Source organism: Butyricicoccus intestinisimiae (genome assembly GCF_018918345.1).
Taxonomy (GTDB): domain Bacteria; phylum Bacillota; class Clostridia; order Oscillospirales; family Butyricicoccaceae; genus Butyricicoccus_A; species Butyricicoccus_A intestinisimiae.
Genome location: NZ_JAHLQI010000006.1, coordinates 148442 through 164071, shown reverse-complemented (window position 1 = coordinate 164071; position 15630 = coordinate 148442). Strand labels below are relative to the sequence as shown.

Below are 15630 nucleotides of genomic sequence, written 5' to 3'. Positions count from 1 at the left end.
GATGGGAATGATGCAATTGAAAAATACGACATCCCTCCTTTGTGTTCTATCATACGGTGCAATGTTTTGGTTGTCAAGCCGTATCATTGTTCCGGCATCTCCGCATACTATTGCCGGAGGTGAGCACATGTCCAAAAACAACGCATATTTTTCCGTCACACCGCTCGGTGTCAGCTACGACGCCAAACGGCTCCGGCAGGCGTTTCATCGCTCGTGCGACGGCGTGCTGTCTGTGGAAACAGACAGCGGCGGCAATCTGGTCTCTGTCGAATTTGACGACAAATCCGTCACGCCGCAAATGCTGCGCGACTGCCTGACCAGCTTGGGATACACGGTTGACCGCGCCCGCATGGAATACAACCTCTGATTGCAAAAAATCCTCTGTCTCCTGTCGTACATGGGAAACAGAGGATTCTTTTTATAAACTCTTAATAATCGTACCGCCGCCGACAACGACATCTCCGTCATACCAGACGGTTGCCTGTCCCGGCGAAATTGCGCGCTGCGGCTCGTCAAATTCAATGACGGTTCCGTTTTCATCCGGAAACAGCGTCGCGGGCTGCGCCTTCTGTCCATAGCGAATTTTTGCCTGCACGCGCATCGGCGCCGTCAGCGCCTGCACCGCAATCCAATTGCAGTCACCTGCCAGCAGGCGCTTGGCAAACAGCCGTTCCGATGTGCCGATGGTCACGGTATTGTGCTGTGCGTCTTTGCTGCACACATAGTGCGGTTCCGGAAATGCAAAGCCCAGACCCTTGCGCTGTCCGACCGTATAATGCACCAGACCGCGATGCTGTCCGATGACACGGCCTTCGGTGTCGAGAAAATCGCCCGGCTTCGGTGCCTGTCCCGTGGTGCGCTCAATAAAGCCGGCATAATCGCCGTCCGGTACAAAGCAGATGTCCTGACTGTCCGGCTTTCGCGCATTGGTCAGCATGGCTTTTTCCGCCAGACGGCGCGTCTCCGGTTTGGTCAGTCCGCCGAGCGGAAATTTCACGCGCGCGAGCTGCTCCTGCGTCATGGAATACAGAAAATACGTCTGATCCTTGTGGTCATCCGCCGCAGTCTTGAGCAAAATCCGCTGTGCGGCATCATCATACTCAATGCGGGCATAGTGACCGGTCGCAATGCGCCAGCAGCCGACATCACCGGCACGGCGCAGCAGCGCATCAAACTTGACGTATTTGTTGCAGTCAATGCACGGATTCGGCGTCAAGCCGCACTGATAGCCGGAAATAAACCGGTCAATGACCTCTTTATGAAAAATATTGCCCATATTAAAGACATAATGATCAATGCCCAGACGCGCGCACACGCTGCGTGCGTCCGCGATGTCATCGGCAGAGCAGCACGAACGCGTCTTTTTGCCGATATCGCCCTGATCATACAGCGCCATCGTCACGCCCGCCACGTCATAGCCCTGCTCCAGCAGCAGCACCGCACTCGCCGAGCTGTCCACGCCGCCGCTCATGGCTGCGAGAATCTTTTCCTTCATAGCATGGTCCTCTCCTCAAAAAGAACGGCTCCACTTCCCTGAGAAAGCAGAGCCGATGGTATTTCCAAAAAAATTAGCCGCCCAGACGGATCATCTCGTCAATGCAGTGCTTGGCTGCCAGACGGGTCTCCTCGTCCATGGTGATCTCCTCGCCTGCGGTGCCCTGCAGTACGTTGAGGACATCTACCAGCGTAGTAGACTTCATGTTCGGGCAAATCAGCTGCTTGCTCAGCGGATAGAACTTCTTATCCGGGCACTCATACTGCAGATGCTCCGCAATGCTGATTTCGGTGCCGATGATGAACTCCTTGGCATCGGACTTCTTTGCGTAGTTCATGATGCCCGTGGTGGAGCCAACGTAGTCTGCCTGAGAAGCGACAGCCGGTACACACTCCGGATGAACCAGAAGCAGTGCGTCCGGATGTGCTGCGCGCGCCTCGTCAACCGCTTTCTTCGGAACAGCGGCATGAATCGGGCAGCCGCCCTGCAGCAGCTTGATGTCCTTGTCCGGACACTGTTCTGCCACGAACTGACCCAAATTGCAGTCCGGAATAAACAGAATCTTGTCGGTATCCAGATTGTTTACAATCTGTACTGCGGAGGAAGAGGTGCAGCATACATCACAAATCGTCTTGAGCTCTGCGGTGGTGTTGATGTACGCAACAACGGTATAATCCGGATTTGCCTTCTTCCAAGCGCCGATCAGATCCTTGTCCATCTGCTCAGCCATCGGACATCCAGCCACCGGATTTGCCAGATAAACCTTCTTCTCCGGAGAGAGAATCTTGCAGGTCTCTGCCATAAACCGAACGCCGCACATGATCACCGTCTTCTGCGGTGCGCTCATGGCTTGTACGCTCAGACCGTAGGAATCGCCGACAAAGTCAGCAACTTCCGAAATCTCCCTTGCTACATAGCTGTGTGCCAAAATACATACGTCCTGCTCTTTTTTCAAGCGCAGAATTTCATCCTGAATCTCACGAATCATACGTCATTTCTCCTGATAGGGTGTCGGTAGTGGAAATGGAAAATGCACGGCATTTCCCAGTGTTTTTATATGTTTATCGTTTTTGAGAATATCATGTTTTACACAATCTGTCAAGCACCGAGCCAAAATTGCCTGAAAATCAGCAAAAACAATAGTTTTGCTCCGGCATTTTGTCAAGTTGTTTTACGCTTTGATTGCCCAGCGCATTTTGGTTGAGTGTGCGCGCGGATTTTGATAGCACTCCTGCGCGGACGGGCGAACCACATCGCGCGCCGCCTCGCGGTACACGCCGTCGCGCACGCCCTGTTTGAACGCCTTTTTGACCAGCCGATCCTCGCCGGAATGGAAGGTCAGAATCGCCACGCGCCCACCCGGCTTGAGCACGGTCGGCAGCTTTTCCAAAAACGCATACAGCACCTCAAATTCGCTGTTGACATCAATGCGCAGCGCCTGAAAGCAGCGCTGACACGATTTTTTCACCATGTCCTTCTGCTCGCTTTTGGGCAGGAACGACAGCGCGCGGGCAATGGCATCATACAGCTGTCGGGTTGTGTCAATGGTCTCGCCGCGGGCAAACGTCCGCATAATTTCCGAGGCAATGCACTGTGCATACGGTTCATCGGAATTTTCGACCAGCAGCCCCACCAGCTCATCCTCATCCAGCTCGCGCAGCCGCTGCGCGGCAGACGTGCCGGATGTCGGGTCTAGGCGCAAATCCAGCGGGCCGTCCTGCTTAAATGTAAAGCCGCGTTCCGGATTGTCAATCTGCATCGAGGAGACGCCGAGATCTGCCAGAACAAAATCAAATTTTTCGTCTGCGACCTTGTCAATTTCCGAAAAATTCATGCGGCGAATGGTCAGAATATCCTCGCCAAAGCCCAGCTCTGCCAGACGTTTTTTTGTCTTTTCCGATTCAATCGGGTCTACATCCGTCGCGTACATGTGTCCCTGTCCGTGCAGGCACTCCAGCATGCGGCGCGTGTGTCCGCCATATCCCAATGTGGCATCATAGCCGACCTGTCCCGGCTGAATCTGCAAAAAATCCAGAATTTCCTGCACCATAATAGAAATGTGCATACCGGCAGGCGTCTTGCCCTGTCCGATAATCTTTTTGACATCATCCTGATATTTTTCCGGATTCAGTTCCTTATATTTTTCGCTGAATTTTCGCGGATGGGTGCCTTTATATCGTTTGCGGCGTTTATGCTGCTGTTGTTCTTCCATAATCATTCGTTCTTTCTTCTTAGATACTTTTTCTTTATCGTATCATGCAGAGCATCGTTTGTCAAAGGATTCCTAACAGAAAACACCCGCCTGCGTTTGAAGGCAAGCGAGTGTTTTTCTCATCTGTTTGATTATCGCGTCAGTTTTTTCGCCCAGTGTCCATAGTTTACCATGATAAACGCCGGAACCGCCTTAAACAGCTGATCCAAATTCAGGCACCACACCACAACAACCGGCGATGCCTTGACGTAAAACGCCATAAAGAACGACAGCGGAATGACAATGCACCAAATGCTCACCAAGTCCAAAATCATCGCGTACTTGGTCGCACCGCCGCCCTTGATGATGCCGGAATTGACCGGCATCTGATAGCACATGCCGACCATGACAATGCACAGAATGTGCAGGAATGTGCGTGCCAGCTCGCGGCTTTCGTCCGAGAAGCTGTACAGCGCCAGCACCGGCTCGGTCAGAGCATACAAAATCAAACCGCAGCAAATGCCCATTATCAGGAACATAACCTGAAAGGTCTTGGCGTACTGCTTGACTACCTTCATATCGCCTTCGCCAATCGCCTTGCCGATAAATACGTTGGTCGTCGACGCCGCGCCTACTGCGACTGTCTTGACAATTAAGTACAAATTCGACGCCATGCTGTTCGCCGCAATCGCACTGGAGGTCAGATGCCCCAGAATCGCGGTCTGCATGGCCGTATTGACGCCCCACATCGCCGAGATAAACAAAATCGGCAGGCTGACGCGATAATAGTCGCGCATAATCGAGCGGTCTACATGCAGGAAATCCCGCAGCTTTAAGCCGAGATTTCGTTCCTTCTTGGCAACGTAGCACAAAATAATGATGCATTCTACGATGCGCGCAACCAACGTGCCGATTGCAGCGCCCTGCACGCCCAGCCGCGGCAGACCGAACCGTCCGTAAATCAAGCACCAGTTGATGCAAAAATTGATGCACAGCGTGCTCAATGACAGGTAAAACGCAATCTTGACCACTTCCGTACTTCTCAGCACCGCGAGCAAAATTGTTGTCACGCAGAAAAACGGATAGGTAAACCGCACAATGTTCAAGTACTTGACGCCCTCGGCGATAATCTCCGCGTCATTGGTAAACAGGCCGACTGCCTGCTCCGGAAACAGCGACACGATGACAAACAGCGCGAGCATGAGCACGAGTGCCGTGCGCATGGCAATGCTTGCGACCTTGCGAATGGTCTCCGTGTCTTTTTTGCCCCAGTACTGTGATGCCAGAATAACCAGACCGTCACCGATGCCGATGAGCAAGTTTTGATAAATAAACTGAATCTGGTTGACCGCTGTGACGCCGGACAGCGCGCTTTCCGCATAGCTTCCGAGCATCAGATTGTCCGTCAGATTGACACTCAGCGAAATGACATTCTGCAGGACAATCGGAAGGCACAGAATCAAAAACATGCGGTAGAACTTTTTGTCTTTCAACAGCATTTTTGCAAACTCCTTCTTTCACTTTTTCCACCTGTTATACTGTACACGATTTGATGCAAAATGAAAAGAGCGAATGGAAAATTAAGCAGGAATATGCAATAAGTCCATCGTTTTTATAAATCCGACCGCAATTTTGTTACAGTAAGGTGTAATCGAGCATGACGCGGCGCACGCGGCTGCCGTCCGTCGCGCCGTCCGGCAAAAGCGCAATCGCCACCTGTATCAGCTGTGCGTCCGGCTCGTCCGCCTTGCGCAGCATGGCATAATCTCCCTCAAACGAAACAACGATGTAGTCCACCGGATCTGCAAATCCCATGATTTTTCTCTCCTTTGCCGTAAAAAAATTTTCCTTTATTTTATCACATTTTTCGCCTGCCGCCTATCCCGAATCTTGCTTTCATATGCCAAATCTCGCATTTTTTTGACATTTTCAGAATTATGGTCAATTTTACTATTGATTTTTCGCGCGAAATCTGGTTATCTAATATGGTAATACTTAATCTTTCGCAGATTGTGAGGTAAATAACATGAGTGCAAAGGAAATGAAGCCGATTAAGGAAGGCAAGGTTCGTGAGATTTACGACAACGGAGACAGCCTGATTATGGTGGCAACCGACCGTATCAGCTGCTTTGATGTCATCCTCAAGAACACCATCGAGAAGAAGGGCACCGTTCTGACGCAGATGTCCAAGTTCTGGTTCGATCTGACCAAGGACATCATCCCGAACCACATGATTTCTGTAGACGTCAAGGACATGCCGGAATACTTCCAGCAGCCGAAGTTTGACGGCAACAGCATGCTGTGCAAGAAGCTGAACATGCTGCCGATCGAGTGCATCGTCCGCGGCTACATCACCGGTTCCGGCTGGGCAAGCTACCAGAAGGACGGCACCGTATGCGGCATCAAGCTGCCGGAAGGCCTGCAGGAGTCCGACAAGCTGCCGGAGCCGATCTACACCCCGTCCACCAAGGCTGAAATCGGCGATCACGACGAAAACATTTCCTACGAGCAGAGCATCGATCATCTGGAGAAGTGCTTCCCGGGCAAGGGCGCAGAGTACGCACAGAAGCTGCGCGACTACACCATCGCTCTGTACAAGAAGTGCGCTGACTACGCACTGAGCCGCGGTATCATCATCGCCGACACCAAGTTTGAGTTCGGTCTCGATGAAAACGGCAACATCGTTCTGGGTGATGAGATGCTGACACCGGATTCCTCCCGTTTCTGGCCGGCAGACGGCTATGAGCCGGGTCACGGTCAGCCGTCCTTCGACAAACAGTTCGCACGCGACTGGCTCAAGGCAAACGAGCATGACTGGGAGCTGCCGACGGACATCACCGAAAAGACCATTGCCAAGTATCTGCAGGCATATGAACTGCTGACCGGCAAGAAGCTGTAATCTCTGTTATTTGCTGCATAAAGAAATAGCAAGACGGCATACATCGCGTTGGATGTATGCCGTCTTTTTATGTACAATGAAAACAAAACAAGCCTGCTCAGCGTGCGATCGCCTCGCAGATTTGCCGCATCGCCTCTCCCGCTTCCAGAATGTCATAGAGCGGGTAGTTGTGGTTCAGGCCGTTTCCAACATGCAGCGTGGTCTCCGCTCCCGCCTCCTGCAGCAGCTCGGAAAACTTGACGACATCCGGATACAGCAGCTCGCGTGTGCCGGTGAACAGCGTGACATCGCGGAAGTACGAAAGCTCTCCAAACATCGGGCTGATGCGGTAGTCCTTCGCGTTGGTATACGGTCCTGCCCATGCTTTCCCCATTCTCCGCAAGCCCTTCGGAGACAGCGTTGGGTCATGCTTGGCATAGCGCTTGATGTCCGGATTGGACAGCGTGGCATCCAGCCACGGGCAAATGAGAATCAAATGCTCCGGCTGTTCCCAGCCCCACACGCCGAGATACTCGCAAAATCCGGCGGCAAGTCCGCCGCCCGCGGAATCTCCCAAAATCGTCAGCGGCAAATCCGTGTACCCGCGAATGTCCGGATACAGGTGTTCCAGCACCAGATATGTTTCGCTGAACCGATGATTGGGCGCCAACGGATAAATCGGTGCCAGCACGACAGAATCCGACTGCTGCGCCAGCCGGTCGCAAAAGCGCAGCTGATTTTTGGAAATCTGGCTCACATATGCGCCGCCGTGCAGATACAGGACAATATGCTTTTTTTCGCTCTCCGGCACAAACGCCAGCAGCTTGATGTTTCGATAATGAAAGACAATCATCGTACTTTCAAACGACACGTCTTTCGGCAGTTCATACCACTTGTCTTCTGATTTTGCCCGCCGCTGCATGTATTTCTGCGCATTTTGCGCTGTCTCGAACACCCGCGTCGAGTTTTTGGACTGCAGCCGCAGCTCTGTCAGTGACGCGCCGATGGATCTGTGATAGACATGGACGGACACAAAGGCAAAGCCTGCGGCAAACACAGTAAGAGAGACAACGACAATCAGCAAAAGAGTTTTTATTCGTTTCAATTTTTGCTCCTCTTAGGGTTTCTTCCTCTCTCATTGTACCCGATTGACCGGATAATAGCAAGCGCCGCTGCAGCCGTCCGGAAACAGCTGCTTTTTCATCTGCGCTTGGAAATCCGTCTCGGATGCGCTCGCCTCCACAATATCCAGCGCCGCGCGGAACGCGCGAATGTCGCGCACGGTTTCTTCCAAAAAATTTCCGCGGCTCACGAGCTTCCCATATGCAATGCCCGCCTGCTTCATGCGCCACAGCGCGCACAGCCCGCATCCGGATTGCCCGACACGTGCCCGCACAGGCTCGTCACACGGTTTTTCTTGGGAATATATGGAATCGTATGCTCCGCCCAGTTTATACGGTATCAGGCAAGCGTGAGGCAGCTCATCGCAATGCAGCGAACTGCAAAACGCCCCGTGAAAATGACACATCTCATTGAGCACAAACGCTTCATACTCCAGTTCCGGTTGTGCCGCCGTGCAGGCGTGCATATCCGCCAGTGTGGTCTTGCGATGAAAAATGATGCGCTGCGCGCCCAGCTGTTTGCACTGCGCGATGGTCAGGCGATTGACTTCGGACAGCTCTCCGCTGATGTGCAGCTGTATGTGCCGGTCTATGCCCTGTGCATGCAAATACACCAGCAGCGCCATATCCGCGACGATGAACGATGAAAACCCATCCTGCATACACTGCTCGATATACGCCGCCAAAATCGGGTACTGCTCCGGCATGTAATACAGCGAATTGAGCGTAATCGTCACCGGCACGCCGTAGACCTCTTTCATGCTGCCCAAAATCTGCAGCTCGCTGCGCGCACCGATTTGCACCGGATAGTACAGCACCTCCCGCCGGTTGAGCGGCAGAAAAATCCCGTATTTCTCCATCCAGTCCGCCGGAACATACCCGCAGAACAGCTCTTGCGCACCCGCTTCGACACAGGGAATGTATGCATCTGCCGAGCCGATTCCCGCTGTAATTTTCATAGCTTTTCCTCCTCAAAGCAGGTTGATGACAAGACGGCGCGGCTTTTGGCTGAGAAAGGCATCCAGATACGCCCCGTCTGTCAGGATACGCAAATCTGCGCCGAACAGGCTGTTGTACCGTCCAATCATGTGCAGATGGTCGGGATACAAAAACACCCGTTCGCGGCAGTACTGCGGGCAATCGTCCTCCACCGTCTGGCGCCCGCGGCTGCCGTTGTGACACACCGCATACAGCGTACAATGTCCCGCTGTGTTCGTCTGGTAAAACGGCGCATAGACATCAGCATTCGGTGTCAAATCCGGCACATATCCGCACGCTTCAAACGAAATGGTTTCGACGCCATAGGTGCGCCGCAGCCAAGCCCGATAAAAGCCCGCCTGCACTGCTGTCTGCCGCAACTGATCTCGATGCGCAGCCATGCCGGTTTTATACGCAAGGCGGGCATCTTTTCGGCGTTTGTTGAGCAGCGTTCCGCACACCGGCGTATGCCCCGCCCGCTTGACCAATTCCATCATGCCCCAGTCGTTGCAGACAAGTTCCATGTTCTGTTCCGGCAGATGCCGCAGCCAATCCTGTGCGCGCGGCACATCGTGCTCCCGCAGCATAGACGTCACCAATACCGGCTGCAAGTTCTCGCGCCGCGCCTTGTGCACAAGCCTGCACAGCGCTTGCGGCTCCGGAAACAGGCGCGGACAGTACGCGCTGCCGACATACACATACCGCACCGACATGCGTGAAATCGGATGTTTGCCCAATCCGTGCAGCGCCCAATACCATGCAAAAAACTCCGAGTCCGGCAATGCGATATATTTTTCCCACAGCTCCGGTCGATCCAGCGCAACCGCCAGCGGCGGCAGCTTGGGTATGCAGGCGCGCCAAGCGGCATCCGGCTGCATACCGGAAAACCAGTCGTGCCGCTGCGCGTCCCAATGCGGCGCAAATATATCATCCATCTGTGCCGGATAGCCCGCCCATGTCTGCGCCAAAGTGCCGGCGTCCTCCTCCAGCTTGAGCGAAATATATTGGCTGTACTCCGCCATCAGCTGCGTCACAGCCGCTTTGTAATCCAGCTGATTGGTTTCGACACGATAGACCACAAAAAATTCCGTCTCCTGCTGCATTTCGCAGAAAACATCGCGCAAAACGACCTCACGATAGGCACTGTCCTTCCGGCAATAAAACTGCAGCCGAATGGCATCCCAGCTTTTGTGAAACGACTTCGGCACACGGAACGGAAATCCAATGCGCGACACATCCAAGATGCTAATTTCCTGTATGCTGTTTCCTTCTGCCAGCAGCTGCCCACTCAAGATGGAAAACGGAATCATTTGCCACACTCCTTCGGTTTGAATTGATTCTATTATACGGTTTTTGTACGCAAACGGCAAGAAAAAAGCCCAAGAGTGCAATCTCTTGGGCTTTCCATATTATCGCAAGCCGGTTTTCTCCAGCACCTGTGAGACGCTGCTGACCGGAACAATCGTCAGCTGGCGCTTGACTTCCTCCGCGACATCCTCCAAGTCTTCCTCGTTGTCCTTGGGAATCATCACCGTGCGAATGCCCGCGCGAACCGCCGCCATCAGCTTTTCCGGCAGACCGCCAATCGGCATGACGCCGCCGCGCAGCGAAACCTCGCCGGTCATGGCAACCGTCGGCTCTACCGCCTTCCCCGTCACAAGCGAGGCGAGTGCCGTTGTCAGCGTAATACCTGCGGACGGGCCGTCCTTCGGCACCGCGCCGTCCGGCACATGAACATGCAAATCATACTCCTTGAACATATCCGCCTTGTCCGGATACATGCTCTTGACCAGACTGATGGCAACCTGTACCGATTCCTTCATCACATCGCCGAGCTGGCCGGTAATATGAATTTTTCCCTCGCCCTTGGTGAACATGGTTTCCAAAAACAGAATGTCGCCGCCCGCCTGTGTCCACGCCAAGCCCGTGACAACGCCCGGCACACCGGTTTTCATCGCCGTGTCATGCCGCATCGGCTTGCGGTCGAGCATTTCTTTGAGCTGCCGTGTGCCGACCGTGACGGCTGTGTTTTCTCCCTTGACCAGTTTGACCGCGGCGCTGCGGCACAGCGTATCTATGCGCTTTTTGAGTCCGCGCACGCCGGATTCCATCGTGTAATCCGAGATAATTTTGCGAAGCGCGCCATCGGAGATATGGAGCTGCTGCGGCGCAATGCCCGCGCTCTCCATCGCCCGCGGCAGCAGATGTTTTTTGGCAATCTGCAGCTTTTCCGATGCCGTATAGCCCTGAAACTGAATGACCTCCATGCGGTTGAGCAGCGGCTCCGGAATCGTATCCAGCGAATTTGCCGTGCAGATAAACAGCACATCGGACAGGTCATACGGCACGTTCATGTAGTGGTCAGTGAACGTGCTGTTCTGCTCTGGATCCAGCACCTCCAGCAGCGCACTGGACGGGTCGCCGTTGTAATCCTTGCCCAGCTTATCTACCTCGTCCAGCACTACAACCGGATTGGATGCGCCGCTGCGCCGAATGCCGTCCATGATTCTGCCCGGCATCGCGCCGACATAGGTGCGTCTGTGTCCGCGAATTTCCGCTTCATCGCGCACGCCGCCGAGACTGACACGCGCATACGGACGCTTAAGCGCTCTGGCAATGCTCTGGCCAATGCTGGTCTTGCCCGTGCCCGGCGCACCGACAAACAGCAAAATTGAGCCCGCCTGCTTTTGATTGAGCGCCATCACGGCAATTTGCTGAATGATGCGCTTTTTGGCTTTTTTCAGGCCGTAATGGTCTTCATCGAGGATTTCTTCCGCCCGATCCAGCGCGATGCGTTCAAACGGCGCCTTTTTCCACGCCAAGCCCGTGACAAAGTCCAAATAATCATACAGCAAGCCGTATTCATGACCGTTTTGGCCCTCCTGCTTCATGCGGTTGAGAACTTTTCGCGCCTCTTTTTCCGCGATGTCGTTCATGCCGGACTGCGCAATGGCCTGTTCGAACTTCCGGATATCCGAAACGTTTTCCGGATGCATGTCATCCAGCTGTTTTTGCAAAAATTCAATCTGCCGTTTGATGGCTTCTTCGCGGTAAACCATTTCGTTGGACTTTGAGACCGCCTGCTGGGCTTCGCCGCTGACGCGGTTGACCTCAATCATCTCATACATGGCTTTTTCCATCAGTTCCATGCGCTGAGACAGCACATCGGTCTCCAGCATCTGATATTTCTCCTCGCTGGAGATATTGAGCTGACTGGACAGCGCCGTCACCATCTCTGGAAGCGAATGCCAATTCAGAATGTACTGCCGCGCAATCACGCCCCACTGGAACTGATTGCTGAATTTCAACATTGCACCGCGGACGCGCTTAAACCGCTCCTCGACCTCCGCCGGCGTCAAATCCTGAATTTCGGTGCATTCGACAAATTGTACGAGGTTGGCTTCCAAGTCCGCCTGGCTCAGACGCACACGCGCCAGCGCGCGAACATTGACGGTTCCATCCTCGTCGACCGACTCCACCACGCCCGTGACCGCAATCGGATAAATGTCCTCCGGCTTGATGTCCGGACGCTGCTTGTGCTGCTTGAGCATCAGAAAAATAACGCTTGCGCCCTGCTCCGCCTGCTTTCCCGCAAGCTCCTCATAATATTCTTTTTTTAAGTACAGACTGGCTCCCGGCAGGAGTGCCAAATCATATACAGGAATGACTAGCATACTAGATGCCTCCCTTTCCGTCCGCCGATTTTAGCACTCAATTGTACCGAGTGCTAATGCTTCGTGAAAAAAAATGCCTTCTGCGCAGACGCATCCGGCACACTTGCAAACAATGATTTTGTATTTATTATAGTAGTTTCTGCCTGCATGTCAAGGGCTGACACAATTTATTTACATTTTGCGTTTGTGTGCTACAATAGAGATACCGATTGTATGCCAGATAGGAGTTTTGTCTATGGAGAACAAGCAAAAAATCAATTATCAAAAGCAGCTGGATCGCATCATCAGCAAGCTGACTGATCGGCCGCGTCTCGCCCTGCACAGCTGCTGCGGCCCGTGCAGCAGCTATGTCATGGAATATCTGTCCAAATATTTTGACATCACGCTGTTTTATTACAATCCCAACATCTATCCTGAGGAAGAATACCAGCACAGATTATCTGAACAGCTGCGGCTGTGCGAAATTTTCGGCATTCCGACCGTCCCGTGTGACTACGATCCGGAGCGGTACGAAGCCTATGTGCGCGGCTTGGAGCAGGAACCGGAGGGCGGCGCGCGCTGCACCAAATGCTTTGAACTGCGCTTGGATTACACCGCCGCCAAGGCGAAAGCACTTGGCTTTTCGCTCCTGACAACCACGCTGACCATCAGCCCGCACAAAAATGCCCCGCTCATCAACACCATCGGCGAAAATATCGCAAAAAAACACGACATGACTTGGCTTCCGGGTGATTTTAAGAAAAAAGAGGGCTATAAGCGCTCGATTGCGCTGTGCAAGCAGTACGACGTGTATCGGCAAAATTACTGCGGCTGCAAGTATTCCATCTGGGAGGAGGAATAGCCTTTTGCGGCTATCCTCTCATCTCCCGTTCGATCCACGTCATGATGACATCCACCACATAGTCCTGCTGCTCCGGCGTGAGCGCGGTGCCGGCCGGAATGTGATGCCATTTCCACAGGCAGCCGCGGCAGCAGGTCGCCGTGGCATGCTGGGCGAGAAACACCGGATGCCCGCGCATCGGCGTCTGTTTGCCGTCATTCGGGATGACGGCAGGCGCCAAACGCTGCCGCACAAAGTCATACGCATGGCGGCGCACCGTGTCCATACCCTTCGTCCAGACATATTCTCGGTCTTTGGGCTTGAGGTAAAAGCGGCTGCGGAAAGCAGAACGCGATAGCCGAAAAAACAAGTCGCTCAAATCGCGCTGTGCCATCAGATCAGGATGCCTTCCAGATGATCCATCTCGTGCTGTACAATCTCGGACACCCAGCCGCTGAACTGCTGTACGTGCTTATTCATGCGCTCGTCCTGATACTCCACCGTGATTTCTTTATAGCGCGTGCACGGACGCTCTCCCGGCAAAGACAGACAGCCTTCTGTCGTTTCATACTTGCCGGATTTTTTCAAAATAACCGGATTGAGCATGAGCAGATTGGTCATGCCCAGATTGACGATAATGATACGCTTGTTGACGCCGATCATATTCGCCGCCATGCCCGCACAATCGGTCTGATGTGCCTGCATGGTGTCGCGCAGATCCCGCATCACGGCTGTATCCGCCTGCGTTGCCGGCTCTGCCTTCTGCTGTAAAAATAAAATGTCCTTGTTGATTGGTTTAATCATGTGTGTTCTCTCCTGTTATCATTGCTGTGAGCGCTTGCTCAAAGTCTCGGTCCTCTTGTCGGGATCGTTTTTTATTTCCATGCAATCGTCCGCCGGATCGGCGGATTTTTTTCGCGGTGTGCCGCGCAAGCAGCAGCGCATCTATATTTTCCTGTGTGTATTCCAGACCGTCCTGCCGCAGCACCCGTGCGCCGCGCGCTAAGCACATCGCGGCAAGACCGTAATCCTGCGTAACCGCGATATCACCCGCATGCAGGCGATTGACCAGCGCAAAATCCACGCTGTCCGCTCCTTTGGATACGATGATGGTCTGTGCACCCGTGCGCCGAATTTGGTGCGAGGTGTCGCACAAAATGACGCACGGAATATGATGCGTGTTTGCCAAATGAACCGTCTCGTCTACGACAGGACAGCCATCCGCATCAATAAAAATTATCATGCCAGCGGTTCCAGCAGGCACACGGCATGAGCGGAAATGCCCTCGCCGGAGCCGGTAAAGCCCAAATGCTCCTCCGTCGTCGCCTTGATGCTGACGTTGCGCACATCGGTTTGCAGACAAGCCGCAATCTTTTCGCGCATTGCCGCGATATGCGGCGCCATTTTCGGCGCCTGCGCGATGACTGTCGCGTCCAGATTGCCCAGCTTCCAGCCGTTTTGCGTCAGCACTTCCTGCACCTTTTGCAGCAGAACCAAGCTGTCCGCATTCAAGAACGCATCGTCCTGATCCGGAAACAGGTGTCCGATGTCTCCGAGCGCTGCCGCGCCGAGCAGGGCGTCCATAATCGCATGCGTCAGCACATCCGCGTCGCTGTGTCCGAGCAGTCCTTTGGTATAGGGAATCTCTACGCCGCCGATGATGCACGCTCTGCCCTCTACCAGACGGTGTACGTCATAGCCGTGACCAATTCTCATTTTTGTCGTCTTCCTTTCAAAATCGCCTCGCCCTGTACTACATCTTCGGGCGTCGTGATTTTAATGTTTTCGTAGCTTCCTCTGGTGATGGTAATCGGCTGTCCCAGCGCCGTGACTGCACCGCAGTCATCGGTCAGGCTTTCGCCGGATTCCAGCGCCTTGGTCAGCGCCGCGCAAATCAAATCAATGTCAAAGCACTGCGGCGTCTGTACGGCAATCACGCTCTCTCTTGCGATATTTTTCACCATTTTGCCGTTTTGAATGACCTGAATGCTGTCCTTGCAGGCAACGCCCGGCGCGGCAGCCGAATCACGCATGGCAACCTCCACCGCTTCCGCGATGATTTCCTCCGTGATGAGCGGGCGCGCCGCATCGTGAATGGCAACATAGCCAATGTCTTTTTCACAGGCAAGAATGCCGTTGAGCACAGAGTGTTCGCGGGTCGGGCCGCCTTCCACAATCTTATGCAGCTTGCTGATGTTCCAATCCGCACACAGAGATGCATAATTTGCCTGATCCTGCTTGCGGCACACGAGAACGATGCCGTCAATCGCCGGACACGCCTCAAAGACCTGCAGGGTGCGGCACAAAATCGGCTGTCCATGCAGCTCCATCACCAATTTATTTCCGCCGCCCATTCTCTGCGAAGATCCGGCCGCCGGAATGATGGCATAGACCTGCTTTCCGCGCGTTTGCTGCTTGTCCTGTATCGTTTTCTTCCGTAAATTCAGCATGGGTTGATTCCTTTCCGCCGGCT

Annotated in this window: 17 protein-coding genes; 3 read left to right on the top strand and 14 right to left on the bottom strand. The window is 53.8% G+C overall.

What is annotated here, in order from left to right; translation table 11 throughout:
- Window positions 1-127 precede the first annotated feature (127 nt).
- The gene (locus KQI75_RS11370) at window positions 128-367 is read left to right on the top strand and encodes a heavy-metal-associated domain-containing protein (RefSeq protein WP_216470916.1); all 240 of its coding nucleotides are present in this window, start codon (window positions 128-130) and stop codon (window positions 365-367) included.
- Window positions 368-418: 51 nt separating this feature from the next.
- On the opposite strand, the gene mnmA is transcribed toward KQI75_RS11370, so the two are convergent.
- The 5 genes from mnmA to KQI75_RS11345 all read right to left on the bottom strand — a co-directional run bounded on the left by mnmA (window position 419) and on the right by KQI75_RS11345 (window position 5501).
- Window positions 419-1495, bottom strand: a complete 1077-nt coding sequence (mnmA, locus tag KQI75_RS11365; protein WP_216470915.1) for a tRNA 2-thiouridine(34) synthase MnmA — start codon at window positions 1493-1495, stop codon at window positions 419-421.
- 73 nt (window positions 1496-1568) lie between these two features.
- The gene (gene nadA, locus KQI75_RS11360; RefSeq protein ID WP_216470914.1) at window positions 1569-2483 is read right to left on the bottom strand and encodes a quinolinate synthase NadA; all 915 of its coding nucleotides are present in this window, start codon (window positions 2481-2483) and stop codon (window positions 1569-1571) included.
- A 183-nt stretch (window positions 2484-2666) separates the two neighbouring features.
- Window positions 2667-3707, bottom strand: coding sequence for a 16S rRNA (cytosine(1402)-N(4))-methyltransferase RsmH (rsmH, locus tag KQI75_RS11355; protein ID WP_216470956.1), 1041 nt, complete (start codon window positions 3705-3707; stop codon window positions 2667-2669).
- Window positions 3708-3838: 131 nt separating this feature from the next.
- Window positions 3839-5185: an MATE family efflux transporter gene (locus KQI75_RS11350; protein WP_216470913.1), complete on the bottom strand. Its 1347-nt coding sequence runs from the start codon at window positions 5183-5185 to the stop codon at window positions 3839-3841.
- Window positions 5186-5321: 136 nt separating this feature from the next.
- Window positions 5322-5501, bottom strand: a complete 180-nt coding sequence (locus KQI75_RS11345; protein ID WP_216470912.1) for a chorismate--pyruvate lyase — start codon at window positions 5499-5501, stop codon at window positions 5322-5324.
- Between the two features lie 211 nt (window positions 5502-5712).
- On the opposite strand from KQI75_RS11345, the gene KQI75_RS11340 reads away from it, so the two are divergent.
- Window positions 5713-6585: a phosphoribosylaminoimidazolesuccinocarboxamide synthase gene (locus KQI75_RS11340; protein WP_216470911.1), complete on the top strand. Its 873-nt coding sequence runs from the start codon at window positions 5713-5715 to the stop codon at window positions 6583-6585.
- Between the two features lie 97 nt (window positions 6586-6682).
- Here the strand turns inward: KQI75_RS11340 and KQI75_RS11335 are convergent, their stop codons facing one another.
- The 4 genes from KQI75_RS11335 to lon form a co-directional block, all read right to left on the bottom strand.
- Window positions 6683-7669, bottom strand: coding sequence for an alpha/beta hydrolase fold domain-containing protein (locus KQI75_RS11335; RefSeq protein ID WP_216470910.1), 987 nt, complete (start codon window positions 7667-7669; stop codon window positions 6683-6685).
- A 30-nt stretch (window positions 7670-7699) separates the two neighbouring features.
- A complete protein-coding gene (locus KQI75_RS11330) occupies window positions 7700-8644 on the bottom strand; it encodes a U32 family peptidase (RefSeq protein WP_216470909.1) in 945 nt (314 codons plus the stop codon).
- Between the two features lie 12 nt (window positions 8645-8656).
- On the bottom strand, window positions 8657-9973 hold the full coding sequence (locus tag KQI75_RS11325; protein ID WP_216470908.1) for a hypothetical protein: 1317 nt from the start codon (window positions 9971-9973) through the stop codon (window positions 8657-8659).
- 99 nt (window positions 9974-10072) lie between these two features.
- The gene (lon, locus tag KQI75_RS11320) at window positions 10073-12337 is read right to left on the bottom strand and encodes an endopeptidase La (protein ID WP_216470907.1); all 2265 of its coding nucleotides are present in this window, start codon (window positions 12335-12337) and stop codon (window positions 10073-10075) included.
- 235 nt (window positions 12338-12572) lie between these two features.
- On the opposite strand from lon, the gene KQI75_RS11315 reads away from it, so the two are divergent.
- Window positions 12573-13178, top strand: a complete 606-nt coding sequence (locus tag KQI75_RS11315) for an epoxyqueuosine reductase QueH (RefSeq protein WP_216470906.1) — start codon at window positions 12573-12575, stop codon at window positions 13176-13178.
- A 10-nt stretch (window positions 13179-13188) separates the two neighbouring features.
- Here KQI75_RS11315 and KQI75_RS11310 read toward each other — a convergent pair whose 3' ends face one another.
- Genes KQI75_RS11310 through ispD form a run of 5 tightly spaced genes read right to left on the bottom strand, consistent with a single transcriptional unit; the run spans window position 13189 to window position 15607 of the window.
- Window positions 13189-13551 carry a DUF4186 domain-containing protein gene (locus KQI75_RS11310; RefSeq protein WP_216470905.1) on the bottom strand — a complete coding sequence of 121 codons (363 nt, stop codon included), beginning with the start codon at window positions 13549-13551 and terminating at the stop codon, window positions 13189-13191.
- Complete coding sequence (locus KQI75_RS11305) at window positions 13551-13961, bottom strand: peptide deformylase (protein WP_216470904.1); 411 nt, start codon at window positions 13959-13961, stop codon at window positions 13551-13553. Before KQI75_RS11305 ends, KQI75_RS11310 begins: the two co-directional genes overlap by 1 nt.
- Window positions 13954-14400: a YaiI/YqxD family protein gene (locus tag KQI75_RS11300; protein ID WP_216470903.1), complete on the bottom strand. Its 447-nt coding sequence runs from the start codon at window positions 14398-14400 to the stop codon at window positions 13954-13956. The genes KQI75_RS11305 and KQI75_RS11300 overlap by 8 nt, the downstream gene beginning before the upstream one ends.
- Window positions 14397-14873, bottom strand: a complete 477-nt coding sequence (gene ispF, locus KQI75_RS11295; protein ID WP_216470902.1) for a 2-C-methyl-D-erythritol 2,4-cyclodiphosphate synthase — start codon at window positions 14871-14873, stop codon at window positions 14397-14399. Before ispF ends, KQI75_RS11300 begins: the two co-directional genes overlap by 4 nt.
- On the bottom strand, window positions 14870-15607 hold the full coding sequence (ispD, locus tag KQI75_RS11290; RefSeq protein ID WP_216470901.1) for a 2-C-methyl-D-erythritol 4-phosphate cytidylyltransferase: 738 nt from the start codon (window positions 15605-15607) through the stop codon (window positions 14870-14872). Before ispD ends, ispF begins: the two co-directional genes overlap by 4 nt.
- Window positions 15608-15630 lie beyond the last annotated feature (23 nt).